Origin of the sequence: Arsenophonus sp. ENCA, assembly GCF_002287155.1 — a bacterium.
Taxonomy (GTDB): domain Bacteria; phylum Pseudomonadota; class Gammaproteobacteria; order Enterobacterales; family Enterobacteriaceae; genus Arsenophonus; species Arsenophonus nilaparvatae.
On record NZ_NHNG01000799.1, the window covers coordinates 1 to 2299 of the forward strand.

General features: G+C 33.9%; 3 protein-coding genes. 1 reads left to right on the forward strand and 2 read right to left on the reverse strand.

All coding sequences use genetic code 11. The features are described from left to right. Positions 1 to 490: 490 nt before the first annotated feature. On the forward strand, positions 491 to 886 hold the full coding sequence (locus tag CBG25_RS20810; RefSeq protein ID WP_290608974.1) for a hypothetical protein: 396 nt from the start codon (positions 491 to 493) through the stop codon (positions 884 to 886). Here the strand turns inward: CBG25_RS20810 and CBG25_RS20815 are convergent. Together CBG25_RS20815 and CBG25_RS20820 are read right to left on the reverse strand one after the other, a co-directional pair. Then, a complete protein-coding gene (locus tag CBG25_RS20815) occupies positions 883 to 1596 on the reverse strand; it encodes an Ail/Lom family outer membrane beta-barrel protein (RefSeq protein ID WP_366212825.1) in 714 nt (237 codons plus the stop codon). The two genes, CBG25_RS20810 and CBG25_RS20815, sit on opposite strands and share 4 nt — an antisense overlap. Positions 1597 to 1632: 36 nt before the next feature. Further along, complete coding sequence (locus CBG25_RS20820; protein WP_290608975.1) at positions 1633 to 1818, reverse strand: hypothetical protein; 186 nt, start codon at positions 1816 to 1818, stop codon at positions 1633 to 1635. Positions 1819 to 2299: the final 481 nt, after the last annotated feature.

Sequence of the window (2299 nt, forward strand, 5' to 3'; positions counted from 1 at the left end):
TAACAAGCTGAAAATTCAGCGGCTAAATTTTTCAATTCTTCGACTGATAATCCAATGATTGCTTTACATAAACGATTATCTCGTAACAGCCGCTCTTTGTTGATCATTTCAAACCTTTATTCTCTAAGTTAAACCTCTTTTTATTCTCAATAGCGTGACAAAAAATGCAAGTCTCTATTCAGCAACTAGTTTTATGTAATCAATACGGCCGTTTTTGGCTGTAAATTTGAAAACAGTCACCCAACCGTAGCCTCGTAAGTGTATTGGAGTTCCTTCTTCTGAGATGTCTAACTTGTTCAGTTGTTTATTATGSWYRASWWTCGCACAGGCATATAAAATTCTAAAAATGGCTTAAAAGCAATGATTAATCTGCAAGTTACTAAAAAACATAAATTTTCTTAAATTACAATAAGTTGTATTTGATTTATAAGGTTTTGACTATTTATATATCATGCTGAATTAAACTTAAAAATAGAGCGTTTTTTTATTGGTGCGAAACTCGTGTAATGATGAATCAGAAGGAGTTAATGTCCAGCGAACTGGAATTGGACAATATTTCATTTCAGGCGTCATGGGTTATAACGCAGACGGTGGATGGGGCATAAATGATGGGGTATCGTTGCCAAAAAATAGCAATGGTTTAGAGCTAATATATATCAAAGATAAAATCCTACCTGACGGCAATATTGAAATCCAAACTTTTCACCGCCAGCATTCTCATTTGCCAGAAGAATTTCAGAACTGGCGAGTTAAAGAGATTATCGATGGAAAACCAACTTATTATACCGATGGTGAGCAAGTTGACATTCCGATGTCTACGTGGCTAGATGTTAGGGTAGAGATGCCACCAAATTCGATATGGCATCAAAAGCAGCTAGATGATTAAAACTTATATCCTATACCAATAGTAAATGCATTGGTTTTCCAGTCACCGTTAGACTGCTCATAGCCAAGATCAAGATCAAGATCAAGAGTAGCATTTTGCCAAAAATTTAACTGCATGCCAACGCCATAAATTAGATCTGTTTTACTATCTGATTTCGAGTTTTTAGAACTATTAATTAATACGTTATTTTTAAATTCTTGCGATCTTGACTCATATGAAACTTTTTTATAAGCTCCGCCAATTAATCCATAAATGCTAAAATATTCATTAAAACGATATGTTGGTCCAATCATCAAAGAAATATAGTCACCAGAAACTTTGCTCTTTGTTGAAATTCTATCTTTTTCTTCGCCTGCATTAGCATTATAATCTTTTGTTGAATAAGCAAGTGAACTAATAATTCCCCAATCATCTGTTATTTCATATCTGTAACGCATGAAAACCCCACCTAAGTTTGCATAACTATCTAAAGAAACTACAGCAGGTACTCCAAAGCCATTTGTTATAGCATCTCCGGCTTTTCTTACATCATTACGCATTAAATTAACGCTATCTTTAATACCATTTGCATTTACATTCAAATACCCAAAAGATAGCGTTTGATCTCCTGCTTTTGCTATCACTGCACCAAAAAATAAACAGGAAAGTAAAAAAATTGACGTTTTTTTGATAAAATCCTCACTAATTATCCCTAATAAAAAATGTAATATTAATTAATAAATTTATAAGATGTAGTAATAAGATAGTTATTTTTTAACACAGATAGCTCTAGCATTAATATCACTTTCACTTACTTTATGAAATTGATCTTTAAACTGTTTAGCAGCAATTTGACAAGTGTTTTCTGATTCAAACTCATGCATATTAACACTAATACCGTTAGTGCCACTTACAACAGGCATTGCAGTTATTACTACAATTAATATCCACATAATAATTTCTCCATAAAAAACCCCTGTCAAACAGGGGTATAATAATAACTACATACGTTTTTCGAAATTTATCAATGCCGATCTGTGACATTTCCAAATAGAATCAGTTAACGGGTTTTTGCTAGTTTCGGATGTGAGTATATCTTCGATTTGTTTTAATACCAAGTTAGCATCTTCACGTTTTCTGATAATTCTTTTAATTACTGTTTTTTCAGCTTCTGAAATTAAATCTTGTAAATGTTGAGTAACTTGCCATATGCGCTCACACTCCCCAGCAATCGATGGAATATATCTTACTTCAGGGCACCTCGAAAAACCTAAGCCGAGTTTGATTTTGCTGATAAAGTTATCGGAAGCTGGTCTACTGAGCTAACCACCATGAAGAAACGCAGCGCCATTAAGAATGACCTCTTTGCAAACCAGTATCACCAACAGACGATCGACAAGTTGGGTGACCCGCTGGTCAAGATCGAAACCTGTA

What these genes read in the sequence shown, in the direction of transcription:
- CBG25_RS20820 (WP_290608975.1), bottom strand. Translation starts at nt 1,818, where the DNA reads ATGTGGATATTAATTGTAGTAATAACTGCAATGCCTGTTGTAAGTGGC.